This is a genomic window from Pannonibacter sp. (assembly GCF_051860505.1).
GTDB lineage: Bacteria > Pseudomonadota > Alphaproteobacteria > Rhizobiales > Stappiaceae > Pannonibacter.
On record NZ_JBHYDX010000016.1, the window covers coordinates 1 to 25,720 of the forward strand.

A 25,720-nucleotide genomic window follows, 5' to 3' on the forward strand; every position below is an offset into this window, starting at 1 on the left:
ACATCTTCACCGATGAGGAATGCTACAACTTCTTCAAAGCCGCAGGATATGGAACTAATTAAACGCGACACGCTCTAAAGGTTCATTGTGGTGACACGAGCCCGCCTGTAGCGTTCCCTTTGGGGTTTTGTCAGGCGTGGCTTTTGGCCAGGCCCGGAATGCTTGGGGGCAAGATGACACTGCATGGACATTTTCACTGGAATGAACTGAACACGCGCGATCCGGAACGGGCGCGTATGTTCTATGGCGCCACGCTGGGCTGGACCTTCTCGGAGACGCCGATGGATGACGGCGTCTATTGGGTTGCCATGATGGACGGTTGTCCCGTCGCCGGCATCTTCACGATGACCAGCCCGGACTTCGACGGCTTGCCGGAGCACTGGTTTTCATATCTGGCCGTCGACGATGTCGATGTGCGGGTTGCGCAGGCTGTAAAGGCGGGGGCTGAGTTGATCCGCCCGCCCTTTGAAGCTGCCGGGGCCGGGCGCCTTGCCATCGTGCGCGATCCCTCTGGCGCGGTGCTTGGCTGGATCACGCCGGAAACCGTCAGCGAGACCGTCAGCGAGACCGGCAGCTGACGCTGCGACGGTCAAAGGGCTTGCGCGGTTCAAGGGCCGTTGGTCGCCGCCTTCAGGCCGCGCGGCTGTCTTTAGCGGGTGCTGGCAAGGCCGGGCTACTGGTCGCGGCCTGGTCGGCAACAACTGCCCGCAACTGATCCGCCTCACGATGCCATTTGTCGGCTTCGCTGCGCTTCACGCGGGCTTCCCGTCGCCACTTGCCCTGCTTGGCCCATGCTCCAAGTCCGCCGATGGCGATGCCGGCCAGGATTGCGCAGAAGATCACCCAGAACAGCGGCACATCGGTGATCGTCAGGCGTGGATCCTGCGGATCAAAGGGATTGAGCGAGATGTTGACGCCATGGCGGTTGGCAACAGACAGCGGCAACAACACAAGCGCAATGACGAACAGGATGATGTTCTTCAGGAAGCGTGTCACGGGTCTGAAGCCTTTCGCTTGAATGCAGGTAATCAGTCGTCGTCGTCTTCACCGTGATCAACGCCATCATTGAGGCGTTCGCGCATTTCCTTGCCCGTCTTGAAGAAGGGCACGTATTTCTCGTCCACGTCGACCTTCTGGCCGGTGCGGGGATTGCGACCGACGCGAGCCGGGCGGTTCTTGACGGAAAAGGCACCAAAGCCACGCAACTCGACACGGTCCCCACGCATCAGCGCTTCGGTGACCTCATCAAGGATGGCGTTGACGATGTTCTCGACGTCCCGCTGGTAGAGATGCGGGTTCTGTTCGGCGATGCGCTGAACCAGTTCGGACTTGATCATTCCCCGCCCCCTCGTTTTGCTTCTGTCTCTGCCGCGTTGGGAGCGTGCCAAACAGAGACCAGTCCGTCAAGCGTAAGGCTCGGGGAAATCAATCCTTTAGCGTCCGAAACGTGGCCGATCAGCGCGCTGACCGCCCCTTCGCCCAGGCTATGGCCGATCTGGGCAGCGAAAGGCAGATTGCCTGCCTCCTTGGGGACCTTCCAGGTCACGACGGGCAATCCGCCGGGGACGCCTTTTTCGGCGCGCAGCCAGGCAATCGCTGTATCCTCTCCGCCGATGGCGTCGATCAGGCCAGCTTCTTTCGCGCGGTATCCGGTCAGGATCGCGCCATTGGCCAGTTCCCGGGCACGAGCATCGTCGAGATTGCGGCGGTCGGCGACCAGACGCACGAACCAGTCGTAGCTGTCGCCCACCAGTGTCTCCAGCACCTGACGGGCTTCCGGGCTTGTTGCGGAATAGAAATCCGGTTCGGCCTTCAGGGGAGAGCTTTTCACCGCATCCATCTCGATACCGAGCGTGGTGAGCAGTTTTTCGATGTTGCCGTACTGGAAAAGCACGCCGATGGAGCCGGTAATGGAATTGTAGCGGGCAACGATATGGTCGCTGGCCAGGGCAATCATGTAGCCGGCCGAGGCGCCGACCGTCCTGATCTCTGCGACCAGCGGCTTCTTGTTTGCCAGTTCGGTCAGTGCTTCATACAGCGCTTCACCGCCCGTGGTGCTGCCGCCGGGCGAGTTGATGGACAGGATCACACCTTTGACAGCCGTTGATTCCGAGATATCCCGGATCATCTTCAGTTGCTGGCGGTCATCCAGAATCACGCCATCGATGGCAATGCGGGCAATATGGGCTGAGCGGCGCGAGGCATCGGCGAGGCCTGTGACAGCGACAATTGCAGCGCCAAGGGCTACAGCAAGGATCAAAAAGGCGGCGACCCGCCAGAACGTCAGTTTCCGGCGCAGGCGGCGGCGGTCGACTATGGCATCGGGATCCAGGGACATGCGGCGCTATCTCCGTGAGGACTGACCCTCGTCAGTCCTCATGGCTACACAGCCGCAGTGGGCTTGAAAAGGCCATATCCTTCAGAATCTGCCTGCGGCAGTTTCATCGCCATGGCGCGCAGGGGCCAGACCTAGCACATTTCCGTCAGCCTTGAGCCTGTTCAGGCCTTGGGCGACGGGGATACGGAACGGCAGTTTCCGGAGGATTTCAGCTGACGCGCTGGAGTCCGATGGTCTTTGCCGTCTGGTCTTTCGTCTGCATCGTCGCGAGTGTTGCCCTCAGGGCACTGACTTGCATATCGGCAAGGTCGTCCATGGTTCGGACACCGGCCAGTTCTGCAGTAAAGCCACAAGCGCTCAGGTGTCCGTTGTCGAAGAGATAGCGCATCGCAAGAACGGCTGGATGCGGGGCTGCCGGTGCGGCCTCGTCTCTCGGGTCACGATGTTCGATAATATAGCGCTCCAGCTCGAAATCCGTCTGGATCTGCGGTTCGGATGCACGCATTCCGGTCCTCCCTATGCCACATTCGTGACCGGCGGTCTGAAGCTTGCCGGCTGAGAATTTCACTTTGTGACAAACAAGTTGCGGAACACTTGCAGGGCAAAATCCTGTTCATGATACGGTTAAACAGATGGAAATACGCCACAATGAGCGACGCTCGCCACATAGGTGCCGTTTTCGGGCGGTTGTGTGAGGAATTGCTGGTCTGCCCGTTCACCGGGGACGGTGTTCCCCGCTCCGGAGGTTGTTCTCATGCGCAAGAACCTGCGCTCGTTCATTGCTGGTGTCTCTTTTTCTGCCGTCGTTCTGTCTGCTCCGGCAGCCTTGGCGGCAAAATGTGGCTCTGATGCCAGCGGCTTTGCGGCCTGGCTCCAGGCGTTCAAGCAGGAGGCCACGTCCAGGCACGGACTGAGTTCCTACACCGTTTCTGCGGCTTTGAACGGCGTCACCTATGATGCGCAGGTGATCAAGCTTGATCGGAACCAGAAGTCCTTCAAGCTGAGCTTTGACGAATTCTACAAGCGCCGGGTCAACAACGCGCTGATCAAACGTGGTCAGACCCTCTGGGCGCAATATGGCGGCCTGTTCTCCCGGATCGAACGCGATTACGGCGTGCCGCCGCAGATCATCCTTGCAATCTGGGGGCTGGAGACTGGCTATGGCTCGGGATCGGGCAAGATGCAGGTCGTCCGCTCGCTCGCCACGTTGTCTTACGATTGTCGCCGCAGTGAGTTCTTCACGCGCGAACTCGTCGCGGCACTCAAGATCATCGAGAATGGCGACAAGGCGCCGGAAGACATGCGCGGTGCCTGGGCCGGCGAGCTTGGCCAGACGCAGTTCCTGCCGAGTTCCTATGTCAATTACGCCGTCGACTATGACGGCGACGGCAAGCGTGATCTGATCCGGTCTGTTCCTGATGTTCTGGCGTCCACTGCCAATTATCTGAAGCAGAAAGGTTGGCGGCCGGGTGAAGGCTGGGGTCCGGGCAGCGCCAATGAGGCTGTCCTGCGCGACTGGAACAGGGCCGAGGTCTATGTGAAGACCATCGGCGTGATGGCTGAAAAGCTCGAGAACTGATCCGGATCGAGACCGGTTGGTGCGGTTCTGATTTTTTTTGCCAAGTGACGCGGAATTGCCGGCGAGAGGGCGCCGGCACCGATGCGCCGGTGATGTGTGTCGCTGGCCTGTTTCAGGAGTTGCTGATGTCGCGGTCCTCCCTCGTTTCCCTGTTGGTTTTCCTTGTGCTGGTTGTCGGTGGCGGGTTGTTCATCGGCGCCACCAATCTGCCGGGCGAATGGTACGCCGGGCTGGTGAAGCCATCCTTCACGCCGCCAAACTGGCTGTTTCCGCCGGTCTGGACCCTGCTTTACATCGCCATTGCCGTGGCGGGCTGGCGTGTGTGTGCCCTGGGGCTGGCCGCCGCCCCGTTCCGGCTTTGGGTCTTGCAACTGGTGCTCAACTTCGCCTGGAGTCCGGTGGTCTTCACGTTGCACCGGCTGGATTTCGGTCTGGGCATCATCCTGGCGCTGCTGATCACCATTGTTCTGTTTATCCGGGTGTCCTGGCCTGCCGATCGCCTGGCGGCGCTGCTGTTTCTGCCCTACGCGGTCTGGGTTGCCTATGCCAGCGCATTGAACGGGGCTCTGGTGGTCCTCAACTGATCCGGCACGACCGTTTACCGGCTTAACAACGGACCTTTCCTCCTCTATTGCGCTGCAGCACGAGCCTCATTAGGCTCTGCCGCCTTGGAATGATGAGAAAGGTCAGCCGATGCTCAGCCGGGCGACGGATTTCGACAGCCTGAGTGCCGGGTTCTCCTGGAACCTGCCGGCGCGCTACAATATCGCCCGCTCTGTCTGCGACGACTGGGCGGCCCGCGAGCCGAGCCGTCTTGCAATCCGGCAGGTGTTTCCGGATGGCAGCGTGCGTGACTGGACCTACTCCGGTCTTGCCGCCGCCTCCAACCGCTTTGCCAATGTTCTGGCCGCCCGGGGCATCAAGCCGGGGGACCGGGTGGCGCTCCTGCTGCCGCAGGCTCCGGAAACCGCAATCGTTCATCTGGCCGTCTACAAGCTTGGCGCCATTGCGGTGCCACTGGCGGCTCTGTTCGGCTCGGATGCGCTGCGTTACCGGCTGACCGATTCCGGTGCGCGCGTGCTGGTGACCAATGCGGCGGGCCTGGCCAAGGTCGCACCCTTGCGCCCTGATCTGCAAGGCCTGGAACAGGTGATCAGCGTCGACGGGGCGGGGGATGGTGCAGACGGGTTCGAGGACCTGATGCAGCGGGCCCGTGATACCTTCACCTGTCTGGACACCGGTCTCAACGATCCAGCCCTGATGATCTACACCTCCGGCACCACTGGCCAGCCGAAGGGCGTCTTGCATGGTCACCGGGTGCTGCTCGGGCATCTGCCGGGCATTGAACTGTCGCAGGAATTTCTCGGCCAACCGGGTGATCTGCTCTGGACCCCGGCCGACTGGGCCTGGGCGGGCGGGCTGCTCAATGCGCTGTTTCCTTCGCTTCACCTCGGCGTGCCGGTGATTGCCTTTTCGGCGCAGAAATTTGATCCGGAACAGGCGTTCCACCTGATTGCAACCCAGGGCGTGCGCAACGTGTTCGTTCCGCCCACCGCGTTGAAAATGATGCGCGCGGTCGAAAACCCGGGCCGCCGGTTTGATCTCAAGCTGCGCAGCATCGGCTCGGCCGGTGAGGCGCTCGGACGTGAGGCGTTTGAGTGGACCCGCAGTGAACTGGGCCTGCCGGTCAACGAGTTCTACGGCCAGACAGAGTGCAACGCGGTCCTTGGCTCCTGCGCCGGGCTCGGCGTGTCGCGCCCGGGCGCCATCGGGCGTGCCATCCCGGGCCACGAGGTTGCGATCATCGGACCGGACGGCGTGGTGCTGCCGCGTGGAGAACAGGGCCAGATTGCCGTGCGGCGGCCGGATCCTGTGATGTTCCTGCAGTACTGGAACAAGCCGGAGGCGACAGCGGAGAAGTTCATCGGCGACTGGATGACCACCGGCGACCAGGGGGTGATGGACCGGGATGGCTATGTCGAGTTCATCGGCCGGGACGACGATGTCATCACCTCGGCCAGCTATCGTATCGGTCCCGGTGAGATCGAGGATTGCCTCCTCACTCATCCAGCCGTGAAACTGGCGGCGGCCATCGGCAAGCCGGACGCCCTGCGCACCGAAATCGTCAAGGCCTATGTGGTTCTGGCCGAAGGCTACCAGGGCGATGAAGCCCTGGCACAGGAGATCCGCGCCCATGTGCGCACGCGTCTGTCGGCGCATGAATATCCGCGCGAGATCGCGTTTCTGGATGAACTGCCGATGACCACCACGGGGAAGATCATCCGGCGCGAATTGCGGGAGCGGGCGAAGGCAGAGGGCTGAGCCTTCCCCGTCAGCGCCGTTTCAAACGATGATACAGGTGCCGCGCGGCGCGGAATGCGAAGCGATCTGCCGCCTGCACAGCCGCGACTGGCGCCGCCAACGGGCCCCGCGTGAAGCGGAACGTGGCATATGTCATGCGCCCGCGCCACAGCGGGTTGATCATCGGATGGTCGGGGATGGCCAGAGAATCGCCGCCTCCGGACCGGCAGGGATCATTCACCCCGTTGCGTAGCGCCTGCAGCGTGATGCGCTGGCCGGGAGAAAAGCGGGCAAGTTCCTCGGCATAGGCGATCTTCCAGGCATAGGCCCGGCCGCCATGCTCTGCCATTACCAGGAGCGCGATCGCGCGCCCATCGAGCCGCAAGGCCTCGACCTGCAGTGCGTCTGCCGTCGCCAGCGCGGCCACGAAGCTGCGCGCGAAGGCGTCGGTCTGTCCGTTGCTGGCGAGCGCCGTGCCCGAGCGCCCCTTCCAGCCGGCAGCTTCCAGGGTCAGGAAGTCCTCGAAGGCGGACAGGGCCGCCGCACCCCGGTAACTTTCCTCGCGCACGTCGCCAAGCTCCTGCAGACGGCGCGCCAGCCGATCGTATTCCTTGCGCCGCTTGCCGGTCATGACCTCTGCCAGCTGCTGCGCCCCTTCAGCGCCTGCCGCATGGGCCGCGCGGTCCTCGGCGGGTCCTTGCGTAATGGTCCAGCCGCTTGCGCCCTGGCGCAGCAGGCGGGCAACCGGCCCTTCCAGCGGCAGGAACGGGATATCAAGGCTGCTTGCGCCCGGCAGGGCGGCAACAGAAGAGGCCGCTTCCAGGAACCCGGGAATGGCGTCGGCAGGGCATTGCGGGTGGACCAGTGGCGTGCCGAGCGGGCCATATTCGCTGGCCCAGAGCGTTGCCGTCGGGACAAGGAACCCCGCCTGCCGTCGCCCAACGGGCGCTGCCATCAGCCAGCGGCCTGTGGCCGCCTCCTTGACGACGGCAAGGTGCAACTGGCCGCGTTTCAGATGGGCGGCATAAGGCAGCAGGAAGCCTGGACCGAAGAACGGATTTGGCTCCAGCGCCTCGGCATAGAGCTGGTTCCAGGCGGTATTTTCAGCGAGCGGGCACAGGCGGGTGGTGAAGGTCATGCGGTACCTGTTCGGCCGGGTGTGCGGTGCCTGTCCGGCAGGAGGGCAAAGGGGACAAACCCCAGCCGCCGCCGTGTCATCAGCGCAAGGGCAATGGCTTCGATGATCATGGCAAGCGATGTTGCAACCGCAGCGCCGATCAGCCCATAGAGCGGGATCATCACCATGTTGAGGCAGACATTGACCGCAAACACACCGGCATAGACAGCGGCGCAGCTTTTCTGGTGGCCGCTCATGCCCAAAAGGGCATCCGCCGGTCCGATGCTGGCGCGGGCCAGGACCCCGATGACGAGGATGGCGATCAGCGGGGCGCCGGCGCTGAACTGGGGGCCGAACAGGGCCAAGAGCAGCGGTGACAGGACTATGAGCACAGTTCCTGCGGCCAGGGACGGCCAGAAGGTCCAGCGGCTCGTCTGCCGGGCATAGGCGGCGAGGGCGCTCCGGTTCGCGCCCTGGGCAAGGCCGGCAAAACGATGCGCCGAGGCTGCACGGACGGCAAAGTGGACAAAATGCACCAGGGCAAGCGTCTTTGAGGCGGCAAAGTAAATCGCAACGTCTTCCGGCGGACGCCAGAAGCTGACCATCACCACGTCGGCGCTGCTGAGAAGCTGGAGAAAGCCCTCCACCATCAGCAGTGGCAGGGATACAGTGATCCAGAGCCGCATTTCGTGCCGGTGCGGGCCCGCCGGGATGCGCCGGTTCAGCTCCCGCTGCAGTGTCCAGGCCTGGTGTGCCGTTACGGTGAGGCTCGCAGCGACAGCCATCACGGCGGCAATGGCCGCTGTGACGATATGGCCGGTCAGGACCAGGGGAAGCAGCAAGGCCAGCAGCAGTAGGGGTCTGTAGATAAAGGAGGCAAGCAGTCCGAGCGCCGGCAGGTCATAGCTGCGGGCGATGGCATCCTGCACGCTGGTCAGCGCAAACAAGGGGACTGCAAGCAGGGCAATGGCTGCCGGCCAGACATACAGCGGATCGATCAGCGACCGGCTCCACAAGATCACTTCCAGCCCGGCCAGGGTGGTGAGACTGGCCGCCGCAAACACGAGGAGACGGCTGGCGCTTAAAAAGCCGCGCAGCCGGTTCATGTCCTTCGCGGCATTGTATTGCGGCACGAACCGCGTTGGCGAGGCGGAGAAGCCGAGGCTGGCCAACAGCCCCAGCACCAGCGCCAGCGTCCAGACGACGGCGAAAATGCCGTAATCCGCAGCGCCCATCCAGCGCGCCAGCACGATCTGGGACAGATAGGCAAGCGCCGCGCCGGCGATGCGGATGGCGAGGATGACGAGCGCCATGCGCCCTGCGCCGGTTGCCAGCTTTTGCCCCAGCTGCTGCCGCAGACCCTGCGGCAGCAAGCCTTGCAGGCGGGAAAACATGGCAGGTTGCCGCGCTGCGGCGCCTGTCCCTGTCCGTGCCGCCCGCTGCCTTGCCACCTGCCGTCTCCGCCTGTCCGGTCCCTTGCCTGCATCGTCTATCGCATGGCGCATTTAAGATTTGGTCATCCCGGCCCTGGCCTCGGCCCTAGCCCCCTGACAGCCAATGGTTCTGGTCGTTCGGCAACGTGGCATGGCAAGGCCGGGTGCCATCCGGGCTCGACCCTTGTGAAATTTTAGCTGCTTGACTCTCGTCTGGAGATCGGGAATCCATAAGAACAGAAAGAGAACAAAAGAACGAGGCATTGAGGGCGCGATGGAAAGGTCCAGAACGGAACCGACCCCGGCTCGCCCGGTGGATGATGTGAAGCATGGCGCAGGCCTGGGGGGAGCGCAAGGTCGCGCTGCGGGCCCCGTGGGGCCTTACGGAAAATCTTTCGGAAGAGATTCGGGAGACTTTCCTGTGTCGTCTGTTGCCGCATCTCTGCCGCCTTGCCCCAAACAGGTTTCGCCTGCCGGGAACGAACAGGAAACGGTGCCCCCGCCCGGTTCCATGCGTTCCCGCTCGGCCCTTGATGAGCTGCGTCGCCGCATTGCCGGACTTGAGGGACGCCTCCCTTCAGACACGCAGCTCATGCCGGTTTCCCCTCCCGCCGCCAGGGCGGGGAAACCGGCCAGGGTCGACCTTGCGGGCAAGCCGGCACAGGCGAAGTCCGATACAGGGCAGGACAAGGCCGGGGCCTCCGGTCGTGTCCGCCTTGGGGTGCCGGAGGTTGACGGGCTGATGGCCTGCGGCGCCGGCCTTGCGCTGGGCGCGCTGCATGAGATCGGCGCAGATGAAAGTCGGGATTGCGGAGCCGTGTCCGGTCTCGGGCTTGCCTTTGTCGCTGCGGTCGCGCGCTCACGGCCGGGGCAAGTGCTCTGGGTGTGTGATCCGATGGTGCGGCGGGAGACCGGTTTGCCGCATGCGCCGGGCCTGTGGCAGTTCGGACTTGATCCGGCCCGGATCATCCTGGTGCTTGCCCGCCGGCCGGAAGAGGCCTTGTGGGCGATGGAGGAAGGTGCCCGCTGCCCGGCGCTTGCCGCCGTGGTTGGCGAGTTTCATGGCTTTGTCCGTGCCCTGGACCTGACGGCCAGCCGGCGTCTGTCCTTGCGGGCGCAGGAGAGCGGTGTGCCGGTTTTCCTGCTGCGCCATGGCGCGGTGGCAGAGCCGGGAGCAGCGCTTACCCGCTGGCGTGCTGCGCCGGCCGCTTCGGGGCCTGTTGCCCTTGCCCCTGGCGGCAGTGAAACCGGGATGGGAAGGCATCCCTTCATCGGCCTGTCACGCTGGCGGGCTGCCCTTGATCGCAACCGGGAAGGATCGTCCGCCCGGCTCACCCTGGAGTGGTCACATGCCGCGAGCAGACTTGCCGCGCCAGCGGCTTCTGACACTCTGGTTTCCGCAACTGCCGTTGGACCGGATCCTGCGGCTGCAGGCGGTGAACTTGTTGCCTTCCCGGGGCGGCGGGCAGGCTGAACCGGCCCGTACGGCGACCTCTGCGGTGACCCGGCCGCAGGCTGTCATCCATGACAGCGGTCAGGCCTTGCGGCTGCGCAGCCTTGATGCAACCGCCGTTGCTTGCGGGCTGCGACCGGGTGATGCCCTGGCCGATGCCCGGGCCAGGGTGCCGGATCTTCAGGTTCACCGTGAAGCCCCGGAACTGGAGGCCGCGCTGCTGGCGTCGCTTGCCGACTGGTGTGATCGTTACACGCCCCTGGTGGCCCTTGAAGCGCCGGACCGTTTGGTTCTGGACATAACGGGATGTGCGCATCTGCATGGCGGCGAAGCCGGGTTGATGGCCGATGCCCTTGCGCGGCTCCAGCGGCAAGGCTTTGCAGTCCGGGCCGCCATTGCGGATACGGCCGCTGCTACCCGGGGCCTGGCCTGCCACGCGACATCGGTACAGCAGCCTGGGGTGCTGGTTCCGGAAGGGGAGGTGCGAAAGGCTCTTGCGCCCTTGCCATTGGCTGCACTTGGCATTGCGCCGGAGGCGGTGGCTGCGCTGTCGGCTGTCGGCCTGACCCGGATTGCCGACATCCTCGGTCAGCCCCGTGCCCCTCTGGCCGCCCGCTACGGCCTGGAGTTGCTCCGCCGTCTTGATCAGGCCCTGGGGGAGGCTGGCGAGAGCATTTCACCCCGGCTCGCCCCGCCGTTGATCCTGGCCGAACGGCGGCTGTTCGAACCGGTGGCCCGGCTGGAGGATATCGAGGCGATCCTGCTTTCGCTTGGCGGGCAGGTCAGCGATGCGCTGGAGCGGCGTGTCGAAGGCGGGCGCTTGTTTGAATTTACCCTTTTCCGGGTCGATGGTCATGTCCAGCGGCTGATGGTGGGCACCAGCCGCCCCTTGCGCGGCGGGGCAGCGCTTTTGTCCCTGTTCCGCCAGAAGCTGAAGGCCGACGAGGGCGCGCTGGAGGCCGGGTTCGGCTTTGATCTCCTGCGGCTTGCCGTTCTGGAGGCGCAGTCCTTTGCCCCGCACCAGACCAGTCTTGAGGGGGCCAGCCTCGGGGGGGCAGGGGAGGACACGACAACAGACCTTGCCGGCCTTGTCGACCGGCTGGGCGCGCGGCTTGGGCTCGCCCGGGTCGCCCGGTTCATGCCGGTGGACCATCATTTGCCCGAGGTGCGGGTTCACCTGGTGCCGGCGGCGTCCGTGGCCGATGCCGCGCTGGCCTGGGACTGTGAGCCACGCCCCGGCGGGGAGGCCCCCCTGACACGGCCCCTGCGCCTGCTTGTTCCGGCCGAGCCTGTGGATGCCGTTGCAATCGTGCCGGAGGGACCGCCGTTGCGGTTCCGCTGGCGCCGGGCGCTCTATCGGGTGGCGCGGTCCGAGGGGCCGGAGCGTCTGGCGCCGCCCTGGTGGCTGGGGGGCGGCGGGGCCGGTCGTCTGCCGGAGACGCCGGGTGAGCCTGTTCACATGCCAACGCGGGACTATTACCGCATCGAGGATGAGGAGGGGCGCCGCTTCTGGATCTATCGTGATGGTCTTTATGAGCGGGAGACGGCGGATCCGCGCTGGTTCCTGCAAGGGGTTTTCGCGTGAGCAAGTCTTTTCCCCCTGTTGCCACGGGTCCTTTGGGGCGGCAGGCGTCTTTCGCCGAACTGGGCGTTGCCAGCAACTTCTCATTCCTGCAAGGCGCGTCCCATGCCGAGGAACTGGTTGCAACGGCCGCACAGCTCGGGCTGTCCGGACTTGGACTTACGGATCGCAACAGCCTTGCCGGCGTGGTGCGGGCGCATGTGGCGGCCAGGGACCTCGGGCTGCGCTACGTTCCCGGTTGCCGCCTGGTGTTTGCCGATGGCACGCCGGACCTGTTGATCTGGCCACGCGACCGGGAGGCCTATGGCCGGCTTGCCCGATTGTTGACCCTTGGCAACCGGCGCAGCGTCAAGGGACAGTGTACCTTGATGCTCGAGGATGTCTTGGCTGTCGGCGACGGCTTCGCGCTCGCGCTGGTGGCTCCGCCCGGCCTGCCACAGCCGGAGCACCTCCTGCCCGTTCTGTCCCGGCTGCGCGAGGGACATGGCGCGGGGCTGCGCCTGGCTGCCCCGCCTGCCTATGACGGGCTTGACCGTCGCCGGCTGGGCCTGCTGATGGAGATTGCCGACCGGGCGGAGGCGCGTCTGCTGGCCACCAATGACGTGCTCTATCATGCGGTTGATCGTCGGCCCTTGCAGGATGTCCTGACCTGCATCCGCCTGCATGAGCGCCTGGCCACTGCCGGACGCCGGCTGTCGGCCAATGCCGAGCGCCATCTGAAGGGGCCGGAGGCGATGGCGCGCCTGTTTGCTCCCTGTCCGCAGGCGCTGCGTGAGAGCCTGGTCATTCTGGAGGAGACCAGTTTCTCGCTCGATCAGCTTGGCTACGACTATCCCGATGAACCGACTGGCCCCAGTGCCAATCCCCAGGCGGAGCTGGAGCGGCTGACCGAGCTGGGCAAGACGCGGCGCTATCCTGACGGCGTTCCGGCGGCTGTGGAGGCGGCCATCGCGCATGAGCTGCAGATAATTAGCCAGCTTAATTACGCGCCCTATTTCCTCACCGTGGCGGATATTGTCCGTTTCGCCCGGTCGCGCGGCATCCTGTGTCAGGGTCGCGGGTCGGCGGCCAATTCCGCCGTGTGTTTCTGCATCGGTATCACCGAGGTCGATCCGAAACGCGGGGACCTGCTGTTCGAACGGTTCATCTCGCCCGAGCGGCGGGAGCCTCCGGACATTGACGTCGACTTCGAGCATGAGCGGCGCGAGGAGGTGATCCAGTATATCTACGGCAAGTACGGGCGTGAGCGGGCCGGGCTTGCGGCGACGGTGATCAGCTATCGCTCCCGCTCGGCCTTGCGCGAGGTTGGCAAGGTATTCGGCTTGTCGGGCGATGCTGTGGCTGCGCTGTCGGGGACCGTCTGGGGGCATTCCTCTTCCGGCACGCGGGAGACCCATGTGCGGGAGGCGGGGCTTGATCCGGACGATCCGCTGCTGGCCCAGGTGCTGGCCCTGTCGCGGCAACTGATCGGGTTTCCCCGCCATCTGTCGCAGCATGTCGGCGGCTTTGTCATCACGCGCGGCCGGCTCGACGAGGTGGTGCCGATCCAGAACGCGGCCATGGCCGACCGCACCGTCATCGAGTGGGACAAGGATGATCTTGATGCCCTTGGCATTCTCAAGATCGATGTGCTGGCGCTCGGGATGCTGTCGGCTCTGCGCAAGGCGCTGGACATGCTGCGGGCCGATTATGGCCGCGACCTCACCCTGGCGACGATCCCTGCCGAGGATCCGGCGGTCTATGACATGCTGTGCCGGGCCGATTCCATCGGCGTGTTCCAGGTCGAGAGCCGGGCCCAGATGACCATGCTGCCGCGTCTCAGGCCGCGCCATTTCTATGACCTTGTCATCGAGGTGGCGATTGTCCGGCCCGGGCCGATCCAGGGCGACATGGTTCATCCCTATTTGCGCCGGCGCCAGGGCAAGGAACGCGTCAGCTATCCGTCGCGCGAGCTGGAGGCCGTGCTTGGTAAGACCCTGGGCGTGCCCTTGTTCCAGGAACAGGCGATGCGGATCGCCATTGTCGCAGCGGGATTTACGCCCGGCGAAGCCGATCGGTTGCGCCGGGCGATGGCCACGTTTCGCAAGGTCGGGACCATCGGCAGTTTTCAGCAGAAAATGATCGAGGGCATGGCCGCCAATGGCTATGACCGCGATTTCGCCGAGCGTTGCTTCCGCCAGATCGAGGGCTTTGGCGAATACGGGTTTCCCGAAAGCCATGCGGCCAGTTTTGCCCTCCTCGTCTATGCCTCCGCCTGGGTCAAGGCGCGCTATCCGGATGTGTTTCTGGCTGCCCTTCTCAACGCACAGCCGCTCGGCTTCTATGCTCCGGCGCAGCTGGTGCGTGACGCGCAGGAGCATGGCGTCGAGGTGCGCGAGGTCGATGTCAATCTGTCAGGCTGGGATGCGCATCTTGAACCTGGGCTTGCTGCCGCGCGCGGCCTGCATCCCCGTCATCGCGAGATGACCGGCGTGGTCCTGTCGGACCGGGCGGTCCGGCTCGGCTTCCGTCAGGTGAAGGGACTTACCGAAGCGGACATACGCCGGTTGGTTGAGCCGCGCGGCGAAGGCTACGATTCGCTGCGTGACCTGTGGCTGCGCACTGGCCTGCCCCGGGCAGTGATCGCCCGCCTGGCCGAGGCCGATGCCTTTCGCTCCCTCGGGCTGGATCGCCGGACCGCGCTCTGGGCGGCGCAGGGGCTGGAAGCAGGCGGGGCGGCGGAGCGGTTGCCGTTGTTCGACCAGGCGTCTCTGCCGGATCTGCGGCGGGAGCCCGATGTTGCCCTGCCGCCCATGCCGCCGGGCGCGCATGTGGTTGCCGACTATCGCAGCCTGTCGCTGTCGCTCAAGGCGCATCCGGTGAGTTTTGTCCGCGATCTGCTGCGACGGCGCGATGTCACACCGGCGGAGCATCTTGCCCGTCTGTCCACCGGGCGGCGCCTGTCGGTTGCCGGTCTCGTGCTGGTGCGCCAGCGCCCGGGTTCGGCCAAGGGCGTCATCTTCATGACGCTGGAGGACGAGGGCGGGGTTGCCAATGTCATTGTCTGGCCGGCGGTGTTCGAACGCTTCCGGGCCATCATCCTGGGGGCGCGCTTCGTCCGGGTGCGTGGCCGGCTGCAGAACGAGGCGGGTGTCATCCACGTGGTTGCGGAGGAACTCGAGGATGTCACGCCCCTGCTGGCCCTGCTGTCGGACCAGCCGTTGACCGATGCCGGATTATCACGCGCCGACGAGGTGCGCCGTCCGGTGATCGAGCAATCGGAAAAGCTGAAGCCCGCTGGCCGCCTCGCCATGCTGGTGCGCGAGGTGCCGGAACTGCGGCAGGACATTGCCCGCCTGCCGCCGCCGCGCGACCTGATGGACAGTGCCCGCCAGGTGCTGCCGCGCGGTCGCAACTTTCATTGAGCTAGATCCCGGCGCGGCCGACCTCAGCTCTCGTCCAGAGCCTCGACGTAGTACCAGCGCCCGCCAGACTTGCGAAACAGGCTCAGTTCCCGGTGCGTCTGCAGCTTGGCGGCCGCAAGATAGCGCGCTTCGAACAGGACAGTGCCGTCACGCGCTGCCCCCGTGCCCTTCTCTGTCGCCAGAACAGTCAGCCCGGTCCAGCGGCTTTCCTCCGCCCAGCGGGTGGTTGCGGCGACGTCAAAGCCGGGCTGAAACTTCGGCCACAGCGTTTCATTGAGATAGGCAATGTCCTTGAGCACATAGGCGCTGTAACGGGAGCGCATCAGGGCCTCGGCGGTCGCGGCCGGCGTCGTGCGGGCCAGCGCCGGGCCACAGCATAGGCCAAGCGTCTGCCCCGATCCGCAGGGACATGGCGCGTTCGCGGCAAGTGGGGTCATCGCGCTCATGCCTCAGGGCAGGGCAGCCTGCCCCGCGTTGCTGTCGGTCGCCAGCCAAGAGCGGCGCCCGGACAGGAAAGGTGCCAGGAAAGGTGTCAGCAAGGAGCTGGTGGAGCCGAGGGGAATCGAACCCCTGACCTCTGCAGTGCGATTGCAGCGCTCTCCCATCTGAGCTACGGCCCCCTTCAGGTCGCGGCATTTAGGAGGGGGTTCGCAGCCCTGTCAAGCGCTTCGCTTAAGGCTGAAACCAGATCGCGTCTTGCGGCAGGAGAGGGGGGCCGCTACATGATGCGTCACGGCCAAATGCGGATACGGACAACACGATGCGTGCAATTCTCGACGTCTTCCTCCTGGTGCTTCAGCTTTACACCTATGTGCTGATCGCCAGCGCCATCTTCTCCTGGCTCTATGCCTTCAATGTTGTGAACTCGAGCAACCAGTTCATCGCGACCGTCGGCCAGATCCTCTACAATCTGACCGAACCGGTGCTGCGCCCGATCCGCCGCTTCATTCCGTCATTGAACGGCCTCGATCTCTCTCCGATTGTGCTTCTGCTTGGCATCTTCCTGCTGCAGAACGTAATCGTGCGCTACGTCTATCCGAACGTCTTCTGATCCGGTGTCGGACCGGCACCGGCGATGACGGATCCTGCCTCTGCCCTGCCGTTCCGCGTTGAACGTGACGGGGTCAGGCTGGCTGTCCGGCTGACACCGAAAGCCGCCAGGGACAGTGTCGATGGCCTCGGCATGTTGTCCGATGGCCGGGCCGTTCTCCTGGCCCGGGTGCGGGCCGTGCCGGAGAAAGGCGCGGCCAATGCTGCGCTGGAGGCCCTGCTCGCCAAGGCCCTGGGCGTCGGCAAGAGCCTCGTCTCGGTTGAGGGCGGGGCGACCGCGCGTCTGAAACAGGTGCATGTCACCGGTGATGCCGCCACGCTGGCCGGCCGTATCCAGACCTTGCTGCAGACCTGACATGCCGCAACGGGCAAGACCATCAGGACTTCGCTTCAGTCCTCCAGCTTGCGAGCCTCGTCGGCCAGCATGATCGGAATGCCATCGCGGATCGGATAGGCCAGCTTGGCAACGCGGGACACAAGCTCCTGCCGCGCAGCATCATATTCAAGCGTCGTCTTGGTCACCGGGCAAACCAGCAGTTCCAGCATCTTGCGGTCAATCCTGCGGTCGCCGGGGCGCGGAGTGTCGTCGGTCATCGTCGTTTCCTTGATGCGTTATTGCAGCGTCGAGCCGCCGTCATTGCCTGCCGCGCGTGCAAGGTCAATCTCCGTGATGGCGACCAGCGTCTCGGCGCGTGTCTTCAGGTCTGCAGCTTCCAGCATTGCCTGCTTTTCTGCTGCGCCATAGGGGCTCATCATGCACAGGGCATTGACGAGCACCTCTGTCTCGGCATTGTCGACACTGTCCCAATCAGCGTCCATGCCATGGGCGTCGAGATAGGCGCGGAACGCCTTCAGCAGTCCGGCGCGATCGACCTCGGCTTCGCCCGCGCCTTGCATCAGGTCACCGGCGTAAGGGGTGAAGTCCACTGCAGCCTGACGGAACGGCGTGATGGTGTCGAGTTCTGACGTGACACTGAACCGGGCAACGCCCTGGAGCGAGATCAGATAGCGCCCGTCGCCGCTTTCCTGGAAGCTGGTAATCCGGCCGGCACAGCCAACACGCGCGAGGGCCGGTTTTCTTGCATCATCTGGCTGACCGATAGCGGGCTGGATCATCCCGATCAACCGCTGCCCGGCGAGCGCTGCATCCACCATGGCAAGATAGCGCGGCTCGAAAATATTCAGCGGAAGCTGGGTGCGCGGCAGCAGAAGGGCTCCCGTCAGCGGAAACACCGGCAGGGTCGCCGGAAGATCGTCGATGGTACGGTAGAGCGCATTCCCGGCCTGCATGATCTGGTCCTTGCTTGAAGTGCCTGCGAGCCGGCCGTTCCGACCCGCAGACCTTATACGCTCAGGAAAACAGAACGGACGACAGTTTGCGCCGGCCATAGTTGGTCGCCGGATCTTTCGCGCCCCAGGCCTCGAAGAACTGCAGCAACTGCTTGCGCGCGCCATCCTCGTTCCAGTCGCGGCCACGGCGGACGATTTCGATCAGATGATCGACAGCGCCCTGATGATCCTCGCGGGCGGCAAGGCCGAGGGCGAGATCGAACCGGGCCTGGTGGTCGGTCGGGTCGGCGGCGATGCGAGCCTCCAGTTCGGCGAGATCTCCAAGGGACTCGGCCTGTTCGGCAAGCGCAAGCGCGGCCTGGGCGGCGGTGTAGTGGGCATCCTTGCGGCCGGCTTCCGGAACCATGTCGAGCGCCTGGCGGGCGCGGACAAGATCACCAGCGCCAAGATAGCAGCGGGCGAGACCGGCGAGGGCGCGGACATTCTCCGGGTCGATCTGCAGCGCCGCCCCGAACATCTGGGCTGCCTGGCCATAGTCCTTGGCCTCCAGCAGGGCGTCGCCCTCCACCAGAAGGTCATCCGCCCCGCCCGCCGGCACCGCGCCGCCGAGCCGCTCGATGAAAGCCTTGATCTGACTTTCGGGCTGCGCGCCCATGAAGCCGTCGACCGGTTGTCCGTTCTTGAAGGCGATGACGGCCGGAATGGACTGGATGCCGAGCTGGCCGGCCACTTCCGGATGGTCGTCGATGTTCATCTTGGCCAGCTTGACGGCGCCCTTGGCGGCTTTGACGGCACCTTCAATCACCGGGGTCAGCTGACGGCAAGGTCCGCACCAGGGCGCCCAGAAATCGACCAGGACCGGCTGGTGCCGCGAGGCTTCCAGCACGTCCCGGGCGAAGGTTGCGGTGGTCACGTCCTTGATCAGGTCATCGCCGCCGGCCGGTGCCGGATTGGCTGCCGGCTTTGCGCCGCCGCCGAAACTGCCGCCGAATCCGCCGCCAACCTGGCCGCCCATGGAATAGCTACCCGTGCTCATGTGTCCTGGCCCCTTGAAGTGCCGGCCGTTCGACACGGCCACAATGCCTTTGCCGCAGGTGGCGCCATTCGCCCCTGCCGCGATTTGTCGTCCATAACATGGACGTTGAGCACGCGAATTACAAACCCTGCGCTTTTGCCTCTTCCGTCACCGCAATCACCAGCGGCGCGTGGCCGCAGCCCCTGGCAAAGGTCATCAGCCCGTCCCGCGAGATCGTGGTGGTGGCGTCATTGGACAGCGGATGAAAATTCAGCACATCGTGCTGCATCATCGCCGCGTCAAACACCACCGTCAGCTCCTGTCCGGTGTCGTTGATCAGGCCGAAGGGCGTAACCGAACCCGGAACGACGCCGAGATACTGCATCATCTGCTCCGGCGAGCCGAAGGAGACGCGGCCTGATCCGCCGATCAGATTGTGCACCTGTTTCAGGTCGACTGTCGCATCGTGCAGCACGACGATCAGGAACAGCTTGCCCTTCTTGTCTTTCACGAAAAGGTTGCGGGTATGGGCGCCGGGGATCATTGCATGGATATCCGCGCCTTCCGCGACGGTGAACACCGGGCGATGGTCGACGGTCGTGGTCCGGATGCCGAGCCTGTCGAAAAAAGCCATCAGATCGTCGCGGGTTGCCGGCATTCAGGGTCTCCAGAACAGGGCCGGGCTTCTCCGGCGCGGTAAGGCTCGCGATGTTCTAGCCGAAGCAGCTCGCAAGGCTCAAGGCGGGTCGCGACGCCAAAGCGCACACAAACGGCCTGGAACAGAGTGCATCTGCGGTCATCCGGACAGGCCGGCAAGTCTCTGTCCACAGCTCGTCCACAGGGGCGGCGAAGCACTGAAAATGCCGCAAAAAACCCTGTTGCAATCTGAACCGGCTTGGTTCATATACACCCCACCTCGACGGCGGGCAGCAATGCCGGTGCCGGAAAATGCGGGTGTAGCTCAGGGGTAGAGCACAACCTTGCCAAGGTTGGGGTCGAGGGTTCAAATCCCTTCGCCCGCTCCATTCTCTCTCGATAGCTGATCATGGATCAGGCCTTCGGTTGAGCGGGATGGTATTGAGGTTGCTGCCGGTTACCCACCGACAGTCAGGATGCGGGTGTAGCTCAGGGGTAGAGCACAACCTTGCCAAGGTTGGGGTCGAGGGTTCAAATCCCTTCGCCCGCTCCATTTTCTCTCAGGCGCGAGAGTGCAACAAAGCCGCCGTAAGGCGGCTTTTTGTTTTTCCGCCGCGGTCGGGCGATCACGCCAGTCGCCAGCGGCCGCGCCAGACGAGCCAGGTCTCGACAGCCACGAGATTGACCAGCCAACTGCCCCACGCCGTGACAGTGTAGGTCTCCAGTGGTGTTTGGCCTGCAATCATCAGCGGGATCATCATCAGGCGCAATGTGACGGCTGCAAAGGTCAGCGCCGCTGAGCGCAGCATCCAGATCTGATGCTCAGCGAAACGCCCTTGCAGCGCGCGGACAAGGCCCATGCCGGTCGCGCCGATCCAGATAAGGGCGAGCGTGAAGAAGCCGGCGCCCGTCCAGGCCGACCCCTGGTAACCCGGCAGCATGGCCAGGGAGCTGATAGCGGCCAGTAAAATCGACAGGACATAGAGGCGGCCGGCCCAGCGGTGCAGACCGGGCCGGCGGCGCGAGCCTTTCCAGAACTGAAACGGCACCAGCGCCAGGGCCAGTGGGCCGAACACGAGATGGGCAAACAGGGGGAGGCTGTAACCTTCCGTGTAGTGCACCAGATGCGCCATGACCTGTTCGAAGGGCGCGACCAGCCCGCGCCAGGACGCCACGGCGACCAACAGGCAGGAGATGCTCATGGCAACGAACCACGGATTGCGTGCTTGCGGCAGTCCAGACATGCCCTTCTCCTTGACAGTGTAAAGTTGATACAGGTTTGAGGGCATTCCTTGACACTGTCAAGATCCCGAACATACTCGGCACATGTCAAAAGCCCTGAAGCCTGCCGATTCCCTGTCCGGTCCGGTACGCCCGCACCATCATGGCAACCTGCGCGAGGCGCTGATTGCCGCCTCAATCCAGCTTCTTGATGCCGAGGGCCCGTCCGGTCTGACCTTGCGCAAGGCTGCAGCCAGGGCGGGCGTGTCGCATGCCGCGCCGGCACATCACTTTGCCGGCCTGCCGGATCTGCTGACCGCAGTCGCGACCGAGGCATTTGCCCTGTTTACCGAGGCCATGCGCGAGGCCCGCCAGGGCGCCGGCGACGATCCGATGGCGCGGCTGGAGGGTATTTGCCGCGGCTACATTCGCTTCGCCAACGACCATGCCGGCCTGTTTCACGTCATGTTTCTGACCGGTGACGTCGACCGGTCCAATGCGACCTTCCTGTCGACGTCCGAAACGGCCTATGCCGAACTCCGGCTTGCCTGCCTGCCCTTCTCACGGCAGGCGCCCGAGCCGGACCAGCAACTCGAGATCGCAGTCTGGTCGCTGGTGCATGGCTTTGCGGTGCTCGGATTTGGCGCATGCGATCCGAAAGGATTCACGCCAACACCCCGTCCGGATTTCAACGGCCTTTTGCGCCGGCTGGTGCTGCAATCGGCGGCGGCGGATTGATCCTGCGCAAGGCTGCCCTGGATTTCTCGGCGTAGGCTTTTCGGGCGCGAAACTATCGCGCAGTCCTGTTCCATCCGGTTTGGAGGCTATCCCGATGCGCTGGTTTGTTATCGTGCTGTGCCTTGCTGCTGCGGCCTTGATGCCTGCAGGACCGGTGCTATCAGCCCAGGGAAATGCGGGCGCTGGTGAGCGCCTGGCGCAGCAATGGTGCGCTGCCTGTCATGTCGTCTCGGAAAATCAGTCGAATGCGGCCACCATCGGGGTTCCGTCCTTCTTCGATATCGCCGCCAATCCGGACATGACGGAAGCCAAGATCGTGACATTTCTCGCCGATCCGCATCCGAAGATGCCGGACATGGGCCTTTCCAACCCGCAGATCCGGGATCTTGCGGCCTATATCGTTTCTCTCGGGCGCTAGGGTCAGGCGGATCATCGGCGTGGCCGATCAGCCACACCCTTGCGAAATTGACAATCCGGTAACCAGTCGGTTGCAATTGAAGGTATAAGCTACGGCGACGTTGTCTCCCCAGAATCGGACCCGACAAGATGCTCCCGTATCGCTCGATCGCACTCGGCTCCATTGCAGCCCTTATTCTTGCCGCATCGCCCGCGTTTGCGCAGGAAACCATGCCGATGCCCCAGACCCAGTATGTGCTGGATATTGGCGCCGGTGTTCTGGTCCAGCCGCGCTATGACGGCTCCGATTCCTATCTCTTTTCCCCCATGCCAATTTTTGAGGTTGGCCGGTTCTATGTGCCCGGCCTTGGCCAGGTGGCGGACGGAAAGCAGCAGACGGGCGTCTTCTTCTTCCCATCCCTGAATTTCGTCGGCGAGCGCAAGCCGTCGGATGACAAGGACCTGCGCGGCACCCGCAAGATCAACTGGGCTTTCGAAGCAGGCCTCGGGGCTGGCTTCCAGGGTGAGAATTTCCGTGTCTTTGCCGAGGTGCGCCAGGGCTTCAACGGCCACAAGGGGCAGGTCGGCCAGATCGGAGCTGACCTGATCACCCGTCCGATGGACCGGCTGGAATGGAGCATCGGTCCGCGCGTCGGCTTTGCCTCGTCCAAATACATGGACACCTATTTCAGCGTCTCAGCGGCAGAGTCGGCCGCAAGTGGCCTGTCCCAGTTCAAGGCGAGCGGCGGCTTCAAGAGCGTCGGTGTCGAGACGCGCTTCAGCTACGACCTCAACGACAAGGTCAAGCTGCATCTTCAAGGTGGATATGACCGGCTCATCGGCGATGCGGGAAAGAGCCCGCTCGTGAAAAAGGGCGACCGGAACCAGTTCAACATCGGCACTGGCGTGACCTACCGCTTCTCGTTCGACGTCTTCTGAGACGTCACGCCAGGGATATGTTGCTGAGGCCGGGCCAGGCGCCCGGCCTTTTTCATTCAGGTGCAAGGCTCCAGGGTTATGCCCTTGGGCAGCCGGGTTGCCGCGTCGCCGCAGGCATTGATGATGCGGTCCTGCGAGAGGCCACGGACCGTGCTGAGATCGGCGCCGGGCAGGCGGGTGTTGCGCAGCAGGGCATCAGTCAGGTTGGCATTGCCAAAGTCGGCGCCGGACATGTCCGCGCTGCTCAGGCGAACACCGCTCAGATCCGCGCCGCGAAACGACGTGCCCCTGGCAATGAGCCGGTCGAGGTCGGCCTGCATCAGGCGCGCGTCCGAGAAATCCGCGCCGCTGACGTCGGCCCGCTCGAGGTCGACGCCATCCATCTTGGCGTTGCTGAAGTTTGCCCCCATGGCGCCAGCCCGGATCAGGGAGGCGTTGCGCAGGTCCGAGGCGGTGAAATCAGCGCCCTCCAGCCGGGCCTCGTTGAGATCGGCGTCCCTCAGGTCCGCGTTGCCGAACCGCGCGCGGGTCAGGTTTGCCTTCTCCATGTCGACGCCGCGCATCGAGGCGCCGGTCAGATCGGCCTCCACAAGCGTGGCGCGTTCCAGTTCGGTCCGACGCAGGTCAGCGCGCGACAACTGCGCACCGGAGAGATCCGCCTCTTTCAGGTCAGCTTCCCGCAGATTTGTGCCCTTCAGATCGAAACCCGCCAGTTGTAGTCCGCGCAGGGTCGTCAGCCGCAGGTCGCAGGACGGGCAGCCCTGGTTGCGCATCAGGTCAGCAACCGGATCCTGCGCCTGTGCTGCGCCGGTCCCAAGGCCGATCAGCAGCAGCGCGGCCCAGGCGCTCCCTTTGACAAGCTCCGGAAACACTGAGGTGCCGGTGACAATTGGTAGGGAGGGGCGATCCGCTGTCATGGGAAGTCTCCTTGTGCTGATCGATATCTAGACCTTTGCCGGACGACTGCAAGGCGCAATCGGACGCGGGCGGCATCGAAGGTCTGAACTGGCAACAAGGAGAGGAAAAGCGGCACGGAAGAAAGTGGCGGGGTCGCAGATGCCACTTTCTTCCGTCCAAAAGCGCTGACGACGCACAACCTGACAATCAGCATCCTCAAATTAGATCAAATGTATTGCTAAATGGTTTTCGTGCCGTTTTGTCGAGCAAACAAATTGTTCTTTATGAATTAATGTATTCATAAAGTATATTAACAAGGCTGCAGCGAGTTGCATTGCAATCTGCAAATGCCGGGTTAATGGGTGTTAACCGGGCTATTTTCACATGACGCATCAAGCGAATTCGGCGCGCAGGTCGATGGTTGATTGCTTGCCGATGCTGTCGAAATGCTGTTCGACCCATGCTGCGGCTGTTTCGCGCCCAATGCGATGCAGCTCTTGCAGAAATGGCCATTCCGCATTGACCTTGGAGGAGGCCTGCAGGGGTTTGAGCGCTTCGCCGTCGATGCGATGCAGCCGGACGTCCATGTATTTTTCAGAGCTGAGCTTGCCCTCACGGATGAGGCGACCGACAAACTCGATTGTGCGCATTTCACGCAGCAAGGTCGAGTTGAAGGTGATCTCGTTCAGCCGGTTCAGAATTTCTCGAGCTGTGCGCGGCGTTTCCGCCCGCTCGATGGGGTTGATCTGGATCAGGACCGTGTCATGGGTGTCCGTCTCATAGAACAAGGGATACAGCGGCGGATTGCCCATGTAGCCGCCGTCCCAGTAGGGCACGCCATCGATCTCGACGGCCTGGAACATGTGTGGCAGGCAGGCAGACGCCATGACGGCATCCAGCGTGATTTCCTTGCCGGAGAACACGCGGATTTTGCCGGTCTTAACATTCGTGGCCGCAAGAAACAGCCGCAGGCCATCGCAGGCCCGCACGGCTTCAAAGTCGACCGTCTCCTCCACCACCTCGCGCAGCGGGTTGACGTTCAGAGGATTGAATTCATAAGGCGAGGCAAAGCGCGAGATCAGGTCGAAGGCGAGATAGCTCGGCGAGAAATCAAGGCTCCACTGACCGAGCGCCACGTCCAGCGGTGAGCGCTTGATCGGGCTCAGGAACGCATGTTCGCTCACCTTTCGCCAGAATTGTTCAAGCGCGGCACGTGCGCCCTCGCTGCCGCCAGCGTGAAAGCCGCTGGCAAGCGCAACGGCATTCATCGCGCCCGCAGAGGTGCCGGTGATGCCGTCGATCTCGATCCGGTCATCTTCCAGCAGCCAGTCGAGCACGCCCCAGGTGAAGGCGCCATGGGCGCCTCCCCCTTGCAGGGCCAGATTGATCCGTTTGCGATTGGGCTGCGATGGTTGGCTGGACGCAGTGCTGGCCTTGTCTGACATGCCTTACTGCGCGGTCCAGCCGCCATCCATCGGCAGGATGGTTCCGGTCATCGAGGCTGCCGCATCCGAGCACAGGAACACGGCGAGGGCGGCGACCTGTTCCACGGTGACGAAGTCCTTGGTCGGCTGCGCCTTGAGCAACACTTCGCGCTTCACTTCCTCTTCGGTCATGTTGCGCGCCTTCATCGTGTCCGGGATCTGGGCTTCGACCAGCGGCGTCCAGACATAGCCCGGGCAGATGGCATTCACCGTGATGCCCTGTTCCGCCACTTCCAGCGCCACCGTCTTGGTCAGGCCGGCAATGCCGTGCTTGGCGGCGACATAAGCCGACTTGAACGGTGAGGCGACCAGCGCATGGGCAGAGGCGGTGTTGATGATCCGGCCCCAGCCGCGCTTCTTCATGCCCGGGAGGGCTGCGCGGATCGAATGGAAAGCGGAGGTCAGGTTAATCGCGATGATCGCGTCCCACTTTTCGATCGGAAACTCGTCGATCGGCGAGACGTGCTGGATGCCGGCGTTGTTGATCAGGATATCGACCGAGCCGAATTCGTTCTCGGCATTGAGGATCATGGTGGCGATCTCTTCGCCATTCATCATGTTGGCGGCCGAGTAGACGCACTGGACGCCGAAGTCCTTTTCGATGGCGCTGCGCTCGGCTTCGATCTTTGCGGCATCGCCGAAGCCGTTGATGACGATGTTGGCGCCCTGTGCCGCCAGCGCGCGGGCGTAGCCAAGGCCGATGCCAGAGCTCGATCCAGTGATGATGGCGGTCTTGTTCTTCAGCATGCAAAGGCACTCCTGTTCAGCGGTTGGCCGGAGCTTCCCATGAAATCACCTTGCACCGCAACACAGGAGAAGATGATGTTTCTGTAACGGTTCGTCGGGG

Annotated in this window: 27 protein-coding genes and 3 tRNA genes; 14 read left to right on the plus strand and 16 right to left on the minus strand. The window is 63.8% G+C overall.

Annotated elements, in window-relative coordinates:
* The first annotated feature begins 173 nt into the window (after window positions 1-173).
* On the plus strand, window positions 174-578 hold the full coding sequence (locus tag ACTIFE_RS12345; protein ID WP_439529459.1) for a VOC family protein: 405 nt from the start codon (window positions 174-176) through the stop codon (window positions 576-578).
* A gap of 52 nt (window positions 579-630) precedes the next feature.
* Here the strand turns inward: ACTIFE_RS12345 and ACTIFE_RS12350 are convergent, their stop codons facing one another.
* From ACTIFE_RS12350 to ACTIFE_RS12365, 4 genes are all read right to left on the minus strand, one after another.
* The gene (locus ACTIFE_RS12350; RefSeq protein WP_439529460.1) at window positions 631-996 is read right to left on the minus strand and encodes a DUF1049 domain-containing protein; all 366 of its coding nucleotides are present in this window, start codon (window positions 994-996) and stop codon (window positions 631-633) included.
* Between the two features lie 32 nt (window positions 997-1,028).
* Entirely contained in the window at window positions 1,029-1,337 is a 309-nt protein-coding gene (locus ACTIFE_RS12355; protein WP_106753672.1) for an integration host factor subunit beta, read from the minus strand.
* Window positions 1,334-2,338 (minus strand): signal peptide peptidase SppA, encoded by a 1,005-nt coding sequence (gene sppA, locus ACTIFE_RS12360; RefSeq protein WP_439529461.1) that lies wholly within the window; start codon window positions 2,336-2,338, stop codon window positions 1,334-1,336. The genes ACTIFE_RS12355 and sppA overlap by 4 nt, the downstream gene beginning before the upstream one ends.
* 208 nt (window positions 2,339-2,546) lie before the next feature.
* Window positions 2,547-2,843: a hypothetical protein gene (locus ACTIFE_RS12365; protein ID WP_439529462.1), complete on the minus strand. Its 297-nt coding sequence runs from the start codon at window positions 2,841-2,843 to the stop codon at window positions 2,547-2,549.
* Window positions 2,844-3,092: 249 nt separating this feature from the next.
* Here ACTIFE_RS12365 and ACTIFE_RS12370 point away from each other — a divergent pair, with 249 nt between their 5' ends.
* From ACTIFE_RS12370 to ACTIFE_RS12380, 3 genes are all read left to right on the plus strand, one after another.
* Complete coding sequence (locus ACTIFE_RS12370) at window positions 3,093-3,917, plus strand: lytic murein transglycosylase (RefSeq protein WP_439529463.1); 825 nt, start codon at window positions 3,093-3,095, stop codon at window positions 3,915-3,917.
* A gap of 125 nt (window positions 3,918-4,042) precedes the next feature.
* The gene (locus tag ACTIFE_RS12375) at window positions 4,043-4,501 is read left to right on the plus strand and encodes a TspO/MBR family protein (RefSeq protein WP_439529464.1); all 459 of its coding nucleotides are present in this window, start codon (window positions 4,043-4,045) and stop codon (window positions 4,499-4,501) included.
* Between the two features lie 109 nt (window positions 4,502-4,610).
* Window positions 4,611-6,239 (plus strand): acyl-CoA synthetase, encoded by a 1,629-nt coding sequence (locus ACTIFE_RS12380; protein ID WP_439529465.1) that lies wholly within the window; start codon window positions 4,611-4,613, stop codon window positions 6,237-6,239.
* Between the two features lie 10 nt (window positions 6,240-6,249).
* Here ACTIFE_RS12380 and ACTIFE_RS12385 read toward each other — a convergent pair whose 3' ends face one another.
* Together ACTIFE_RS12385 and ACTIFE_RS12390 are read right to left on the minus strand one after the other, a co-directional pair.
* Window positions 6,250-7,356, minus strand: coding sequence for a GNAT family N-acetyltransferase (locus tag ACTIFE_RS12385; protein WP_439529466.1), 1,107 nt, complete (start codon window positions 7,354-7,356; stop codon window positions 6,250-6,252).
* Window positions 7,353-8,729 carry a lipopolysaccharide biosynthesis protein gene (locus ACTIFE_RS12390; protein ID WP_439529467.1) on the minus strand — a complete coding sequence of 459 codons (1,377 nt, stop codon included), beginning with the start codon at window positions 8,727-8,729 and terminating at the stop codon, window positions 7,353-7,355. Before ACTIFE_RS12390 ends, ACTIFE_RS12385 begins: the two co-directional genes overlap by 4 nt.
* A 631-nt stretch (window positions 8,730-9,360) precedes the next feature.
* On the opposite strand from ACTIFE_RS12390, the gene ACTIFE_RS12395 reads away from it, so the two are divergent.
* Genes ACTIFE_RS12395 through ACTIFE_RS12405 form a run of 3 tightly spaced genes read left to right on the plus strand, consistent with a single transcriptional unit; the run spans window position 9,361 to window position 15,207 of the window.
* Window positions 9,361-10,242, plus strand: coding sequence for an ImuA family protein (locus ACTIFE_RS12395; RefSeq protein WP_439529468.1), 882 nt, complete (start codon window positions 9,361-9,363; stop codon window positions 10,240-10,242).
* A gap of 25 nt (window positions 10,243-10,267) precedes the next feature.
* Window positions 10,268-11,806 (plus strand): DNA polymerase Y family protein, encoded by a 1,539-nt coding sequence (locus ACTIFE_RS12400; RefSeq protein WP_439529567.1) that lies wholly within the window; start codon window positions 10,268-10,270, stop codon window positions 11,804-11,806.
* A gap of 32 nt (window positions 11,807-11,838) precedes the next feature.
* The gene (locus ACTIFE_RS12405) at window positions 11,839-15,207 is read left to right on the plus strand and encodes an error-prone DNA polymerase (RefSeq protein ID WP_439529568.1); all 3,369 of its coding nucleotides are present in this window, start codon (window positions 11,839-11,841) and stop codon (window positions 15,205-15,207) included.
* Between the two features lie 23 nt (window positions 15,208-15,230).
* Here ACTIFE_RS12405 and ACTIFE_RS12410 read toward each other — a convergent pair whose 3' ends face one another.
* Complete coding sequence (locus tag ACTIFE_RS12410; protein WP_439529469.1) at window positions 15,231-15,644, minus strand: YchJ family protein; 414 nt, start codon at window positions 15,642-15,644, stop codon at window positions 15,231-15,233.
* A gap of 107 nt (window positions 15,645-15,751) precedes the next feature.
* Window positions 15,752-15,827: transfer RNA gene (locus tag ACTIFE_RS12415), tRNA-Ala, on the minus strand.
* Between the two features lie 140 nt (window positions 15,828-15,967).
* Between ACTIFE_RS12415 and ACTIFE_RS12420 the strand changes: the two genes are divergently transcribed.
* Together ACTIFE_RS12420 and ACTIFE_RS12425 are read left to right on the plus strand one after the other, a co-directional pair.
* Entirely contained in the window at window positions 15,968-16,258 is a 291-nt protein-coding gene (locus ACTIFE_RS12420) for a YggT family protein (protein ID WP_439529470.1), read from the plus strand.
* 24 nt (window positions 16,259-16,282) lie between these two features.
* Window positions 16,283-16,612 (plus strand): DUF167 family protein, encoded by a 330-nt coding sequence (locus ACTIFE_RS12425; RefSeq protein WP_439529471.1) that lies wholly within the window; start codon window positions 16,283-16,285, stop codon window positions 16,610-16,612.
* A 35-nt stretch (window positions 16,613-16,647) separates the two neighbouring features.
* On the opposite strand, the gene ACTIFE_RS12430 is transcribed toward ACTIFE_RS12425, so the two are convergent.
* The 4 genes from ACTIFE_RS12430 to ACTIFE_RS12445 form a co-directional block, all read right to left on the minus strand.
* A complete protein-coding gene (locus tag ACTIFE_RS12430; protein ID WP_439529472.1) occupies window positions 16,648-16,851 on the minus strand; it encodes a Trm112 family protein in 204 nt (67 codons plus the stop codon).
* An 18-nt stretch (window positions 16,852-16,869) separates the two neighbouring features.
* Window positions 16,870-17,547, minus strand: a complete 678-nt coding sequence (locus ACTIFE_RS12435; RefSeq protein ID WP_439529473.1) for an LON peptidase substrate-binding domain-containing protein — start codon at window positions 17,545-17,547, stop codon at window positions 16,870-16,872.
* A 61-nt stretch (window positions 17,548-17,608) separates the two neighbouring features.
* The gene (trxA, locus tag ACTIFE_RS12440; RefSeq protein ID WP_439529474.1) at window positions 17,609-18,583 is read right to left on the minus strand and encodes a thioredoxin; all 975 of its coding nucleotides are present in this window, start codon (window positions 18,581-18,583) and stop codon (window positions 17,609-17,611) included.
* A gap of 118 nt (window positions 18,584-18,701) precedes the next feature.
* On the minus strand, window positions 18,702-19,220 hold the full coding sequence (locus tag ACTIFE_RS12445; protein ID WP_439529475.1) for a prolyl-tRNA synthetase associated domain-containing protein: 519 nt from the start codon (window positions 19,218-19,220) through the stop codon (window positions 18,702-18,704).
* 292 nt (window positions 19,221-19,512) lie between these two features.
* Here ACTIFE_RS12445 and ACTIFE_RS12450 point away from each other — a divergent pair.
* Together ACTIFE_RS12450 and ACTIFE_RS12455 are read left to right on the plus strand one after the other, a co-directional pair.
* A tRNA-Gly gene (locus ACTIFE_RS12450) sits at window positions 19,513-19,587 on the plus strand.
* Window positions 19,588-19,676: 89 nt separating this feature from the next.
* Window positions 19,677-19,751 (plus strand) — tRNA-Gly (locus tag ACTIFE_RS12455).
* Between the two features lie 73 nt (window positions 19,752-19,824).
* Here ACTIFE_RS12455 and ACTIFE_RS12460 read toward each other — a convergent pair.
* Window positions 19,825-20,442, minus strand: a complete 618-nt coding sequence (locus tag ACTIFE_RS12460) for a DUF2306 domain-containing protein (protein ID WP_439529476.1) — start codon at window positions 20,440-20,442, stop codon at window positions 19,825-19,827.
* Between the two features lie 82 nt (window positions 20,443-20,524).
* Between ACTIFE_RS12460 and ACTIFE_RS12465 the strand changes: the two genes are divergently transcribed.
* The 3 genes from ACTIFE_RS12465 to ACTIFE_RS12475 all read left to right on the plus strand — a co-directional run bounded on the left by ACTIFE_RS12465 (window position 20,525) and on the right by ACTIFE_RS12475 (window position 22,492).
* Entirely contained in the window at window positions 20,525-21,157 is a 633-nt protein-coding gene (locus tag ACTIFE_RS12465) for a TetR/AcrR family transcriptional regulator (RefSeq protein ID WP_439529477.1), read from the plus strand.
* Between the two features lie 94 nt (window positions 21,158-21,251).
* Entirely contained in the window at window positions 21,252-21,575 is a 324-nt protein-coding gene (locus tag ACTIFE_RS12470) for a c-type cytochrome (protein WP_439529478.1), read from the plus strand.
* 128 nt (window positions 21,576-21,703) lie between these two features.
* Window positions 21,704-22,492, plus strand: coding sequence for a MipA/OmpV family protein (locus ACTIFE_RS12475; protein ID WP_439529479.1), 789 nt, complete (start codon window positions 21,704-21,706; stop codon window positions 22,490-22,492).
* Between the two features lie 56 nt (window positions 22,493-22,548).
* Here ACTIFE_RS12475 and ACTIFE_RS12480 read toward each other — a convergent pair whose 3' ends face one another.
* The 3 genes from ACTIFE_RS12480 to ACTIFE_RS12490 all read right to left on the minus strand — a co-directional run bounded on the left by ACTIFE_RS12480 (window position 22,549) and on the right by ACTIFE_RS12490 (window position 25,620).
* Entirely contained in the window at window positions 22,549-23,409 is an 861-nt protein-coding gene (locus ACTIFE_RS12480) for a pentapeptide repeat-containing protein (RefSeq protein WP_439529480.1), read from the minus strand.
* Between the two features lie 372 nt (window positions 23,410-23,781).
* Complete coding sequence (locus tag ACTIFE_RS12485) at window positions 23,782-24,834, minus strand: patatin-like phospholipase family protein (protein ID WP_439529481.1); 1,053 nt, start codon at window positions 24,832-24,834, stop codon at window positions 23,782-23,784.
* Window positions 24,835-24,837: 3 nt separating this feature from the next.
* Window positions 24,838-25,620, minus strand: a complete 783-nt coding sequence (locus ACTIFE_RS12490; RefSeq protein WP_439529482.1) for a 3-hydroxybutyrate dehydrogenase — start codon at window positions 25,618-25,620, stop codon at window positions 24,838-24,840.
* Between the last annotated feature and the right edge of the window lie 100 nt (window positions 25,621-25,720).